Source organism: Alcanivorax hongdengensis A-11-3 (assembly GCF_000300995.1).
GTDB classification, from domain to species: Bacteria; Pseudomonadota; Gammaproteobacteria; order Pseudomonadales; family Alcanivoracaceae; genus Alcanivorax; species Alcanivorax hongdengensis.
The window spans coordinates 1-3,852 of record NZ_AMRJ01000058.1; the positions used below are offsets into that span (position 1 = coordinate 1).

At 59.2% G+C, this 3,852-nt stretch carries 5 protein-coding genes; all 5 read left to right on the plus strand.

Features of this window, described 5'->3' with window-relative positions:
* Positions 1 to 141: 141 nt before the first annotated feature.
* Genes A11A3_RS16960 through A11A3_RS16980 form a run of 5 tightly spaced genes read left to right on the plus strand, consistent with a single transcriptional unit; the run spans position 142 to position 3,842 of the window.
* Positions 142 to 819, plus strand: a complete 678-nt coding sequence (locus A11A3_RS16960) for a histidine phosphatase family protein (protein ID WP_008930561.1) — start codon at positions 142 to 144, stop codon at positions 817 to 819.
* 46 nt (positions 820 to 865) lie between these two features.
* Positions 866 to 1,807, plus strand: coding sequence for an ABC transporter ATP-binding protein (locus A11A3_RS16965; RefSeq protein WP_008930562.1), 942 nt, complete (start codon positions 866 to 868; stop codon positions 1,805 to 1,807).
* Entirely contained in the window at positions 1,804 to 2,577 is a 774-nt protein-coding gene (locus A11A3_RS16970) for an ABC transporter permease (protein WP_008930563.1), read from the plus strand. The genes A11A3_RS16965 and A11A3_RS16970 overlap by 4 nt, the downstream gene beginning before the upstream one ends.
* 51 nt (positions 2,578 to 2,628) lie before the next feature.
* Entirely contained in the window at positions 2,629 to 3,453 is an 825-nt protein-coding gene (gene queF / locus A11A3_RS16975; protein ID WP_008930564.1) for an NADPH-dependent 7-cyano-7-deazaguanine reductase QueF, read from the plus strand.
* Between the two features lie 11 nt (positions 3,454 to 3,464).
* Positions 3,465 to 3,842: a DUF4870 domain-containing protein gene (locus A11A3_RS16980; RefSeq protein WP_008930565.1), complete on the plus strand. Its 378-nt coding sequence runs from the start codon at positions 3,465 to 3,467 to the stop codon at positions 3,840 to 3,842.
* The last annotated feature ends 10 nt before the right edge of the window (positions 3,843 to 3,852 follow it).

The following is a 3,852-nucleotide window of genomic DNA, read 5'->3' on the forward strand; positions in this document are numbered from 1 at the left end:
TCGCGAGTTCGAATCTCGTTTCCCGCTCCAAATTGAAAAAGGGACCCTTCCGGGTCCCTTTTTCGTTTCTGTCTCTCACTGCACGGTTTGGCATTAAGCCGGGGGGCCCTTACACTAGTGCAAGACCCCAAGTGAGAGACTATGGCCCGCTTACACCCCCGCCTGCAGGATGCCCTGGCACTGATACCAGAGGACAAACCCGTCCATCTGCTTACCCGCCATTCCGTTCGGGAACTGGCCAAGAACGGCTTTGCCGATTATCGGCTGCCGCTCACTGAAGAAGGGGTGTTGATGGCCCGGGGCTGGGGCGGCCAGTTGCAGCGGCCGATCGAGTCGTTCTACTCCAGCCCGGTGGGCCGTTGCGTGGATACTGCCCGCGCCATGGCCGACGGGGCCCGGGAGGCCGGTCTGCTGGTGGAAGCGCCGGAGCCGGAGATCGTCACCGACACCACGCTGGTGGAGCCGGGCTGCTATGTGGAAGACCTGAATCTGGTGGGCCCGCAGTTTCTGCGCATGGGGGCCATGAAGTTTCTCAACCAGCACCTTCAGGAACCCTTTGAGGGCATGCTGACCCCGGCGGATGGTCGTGCCAAGCTGGTGGGTTACCTCAGTGACCGTCAACCACAGGCCGGGCACCTTGCGGTGCATGTGACCCATGACACCATCCTGGCCATTCTGGTGGCCGAGCTGCATGGCCACACCCGCATCAGCGAGGAAGACTGGCCGTGGATGATGGAAGGTCTGTGGCTGTGGTTCAGCGACCAGCATCTGCACTGGATCTGGCGCGGTGAGCAGGGCGAACGTCCGCTACAGGAATAGTCTGCCTGTACTGTCTTTTTTCCGATTCTGTTTGGCGAGGTGAGTTTTGTCGGCACTGACAATCCGTAATCTGCGCAAGACCTATGCAAACGGGGTGGAAGCCCTCAAGGGCATCGACCTTAACGTGGAGAAGGGTGACTTCTTCGCCCTGCTGGGGCCCAACGGCGCCGGCAAGTCCACCACCATTGGTGTGATCAGCTCCCTGGTGAACAAGACCGCCGGTGAGGTCAGCATCTTCGGTCATTCTCTCGATACCCAGCGCTCGCTGGCCAAGAAGCGTATCGGTGTGGTGCCCCAGGAGTTTAACTTCAACCAGTTCGAAAAGGTGTTCGACATTGTCGTCACCCAGGCGGGGTTCTATGGCATTCCGGCGCCACTGGCCCGTGAACGCGCCGAGAAATACCTGCGACAGCTGGGCCTGTGGGACAAGCGCGACAAGCCGTCACGGACCCTGTCCGGCGGTATGAAGCGCCGCCTGATGATTGCCCGGGCGCTGGTCCATGAACCGGATCTGCTGATCCTTGATGAGCCCACCGCCGGGGTGGATATCGAATTGCGCCGCTCCATGTGGGATTTTTTGACCGCGCTCAACGAGCAGGGCAAGACCATTATCCTCACTACCCACTATCTGGAAGAGGCGGAGTCCCTGTGCCGGCGAATCGCCATCATCGACCACGGCACCATTGTGGAAAATACCAGCATGAAAGCCCTGCTGGAGAAACTGCAGGTGGAAACCTTCATTCTGGATCTGGCGCGGCCGGTCACCGCTGCCCCGCAGTTGCCCGGGTTTGAGGTGGCACTCAAGGATGCCACCACACTGGAGGTGGCCGTGCCCAAGACGCAAAGCCTCAACACGCTGTTCGTGGCACTGGCCGAGCAGGACTTCGAGGTGATGAGCATGCGCAACAAGGCCAACCGGCTGGAAGAATTGTTTGTCAGGTTGGTGGAGCAGAATCTGCCGGCGGAGCAGGGAGGGCAGCGAGCATGACCTGGCGTGAACAGTGGGTGGCCTTTGCCACCATCGTGGTCAAGGAAATTCGTCGTTTTACCCGTATCTGGCCGCAGACATTGCTGCCGCCGGCGATCACCATGACGCTCTATTTCGTGATTTTCGGCAACCTGATCGGACACCGGATCGGTGACATGGGTGGCTTCGATTACATGCAGTACATTGTGCCGGGGCTGATCATGATGAGTGTGATACAGAACAGCTACGGCAATGTGGTCAGTTCCTTTTTCTCCACCAAGTTCCAGCATTCCATCGAGGAGATGCTGGTTTCGCCCATGCCGGCCCATGTGATTCTCACCGGTTATGTGGTCGGGGGTATGGTCCGTGGCATGCTGGTGGGGCTGATCGTCAGTTTGCTGAGCCTGTTCTTCACTCACCTGAGCATGCATCACCTGGGCATTACCGTGCTGGTGGTGACCATGACTGCGGCCCTGTTTGCCCTGGGCGGCTTTATCAATGCCACCTTTGCCAACAAGTTCGATGATATTTCCATCATCCCCACCTTTGTGCTGACGCCGCTGACCTACCTGGGTGGGGTGTTCTATTCCATCGATTTGCTGCCCGATTTCTGGCGGGCCCTGACGCTGGTGAACCCGATCGTCTATATGGTCAACGCCTTCCGCTATGGGGTGCTGGGGGTCAGTGACGTGAACGTTTACGCGTCGCTGGGCGCCATTGCTATATTCGTGGTGGTGTTCTATCTGTTTTCGTTGTGGTTATTGCAACGCGGTACCGGTATCCGTCATTGAACGGTCGTACTATGATTGGACCAACACCATGGAAGGTTGGTTGAGGTTGCTATGAGTTATCTGAAAGATACCCCCCTGGGACGCACCAGCGAGTATTCGGATGAATACATGCCTGCCTTACTGTGTCCGGTGCCGCGCTGGGATGCCCGCGAAAGCCTGGAACTGGATGACACCAATCTGCCGTTCCATGGCAGCGACCTGTGGACTGCCTACGAGCTGTCCTGGCTCAATGAAAAGGGCAAGCCGCTGGTGGCGCTGGCGGAGCTGCGCATTCCCTGTTTCTCGCCCAACATTGTCGAGTCCAAGTCGCTCAAGCTGTATCTGAACTCCTTTGCCAACAGCCGTTTCGATAGCCAGGATGCGGTGCGTACCGCCATTGAAAAGGATGTCAGCCAGATTGTCGGTGTGCCCATCGAGGTACTGATTTTCAGCCTGGCCGATGCCGCCAATATTCCCCCCTGGGAAGACCGCGGCCAGTGTGTCGATACCCTGGACGTGGGCTTCGAGCACTACGATTATCGCCCGGAACTGCTGCTGGCGGATCAGGGTGCCGAGCAGAACGGCCAGTTATATTCCCATCTGCTGCGCAGCCACTGTCCGGTCACCAACCAGCCGGACTGGGCCACGGTGGTGGTGCGTTACACCGGCCGTGCCATCAGCCCGGCCAGCTTTCTGCGTTATGTGGTCTCGCTGCGCAATCACCAGGGCTTCCATGAGCAGATCATCGAGCAGATGTACATGGACCTGATGCGCCAGTGCCAACCGCGGCACCTGACGGTCTACGGCCGTTTTACCCGCCGTGGCGGCATTGATATCAACCCGTTCCGCTCCAACTTCGAGCAGGCCCTGCCCAATCGTCGCACGGTGCGTCAGTAAAAGGAGAGACCATGACCGATCCGCAGACGCCGGCCCCGGTACCGGGTGCCCCGGACAAGGAAGAGCGCAATCTGGCCATGGCCGCTCACCTGTTGGCCCTGGCAGGCCTGGTGGTGCCGTTTGGCAGCATCCTCGGGCCGCTGATTCTCTGGCTGATCAAAAAGGATGACAGTGCTTTCGTGGCTGAGCAGGGCCGGGAAGCGCTCAACTTCAATATCACCATCACCCTGGCCAGTATTGTCGCCGGCCTGCTCACCCTGGTCTTCATCGGTATGCTGCTGTTGCCGGTGATCGTGGTGTTCTGGCTGGTGATGACCATCATGGCGGCGATGAAAACCGCCGCCGGCGAGCATTATCGTTACCCGCTGACCCTGCGGCTGGTGCAGTAGCGCCCAGCCG

Coding starts and splice junctions, on each gene's coding strand:
- A11A3_RS16960 (WP_008930561.1), top strand. CDS start 142: ATGGCCCGCTTACACCCCCGCCTGCAGGATGCCCTGGCACTGATACCA.
- A11A3_RS16970 (WP_008930563.1), top strand. CDS start 1,804: ATGACCTGGCGTGAACAGTGGGTGGCCTTTGCCACCATCGTGGTCAAG.
- queF (WP_008930564.1), top strand. CDS start 2,629: ATGAGTTATCTGAAAGATACCCCCCTGGGACGCACCAGCGAGTATTCG.
- A11A3_RS16980 (WP_008930565.1), top strand. CDS start 3,465: ATGACCGATCCGCAGACGCCGGCCCCGGTACCGGGTGCCCCGGACAAG.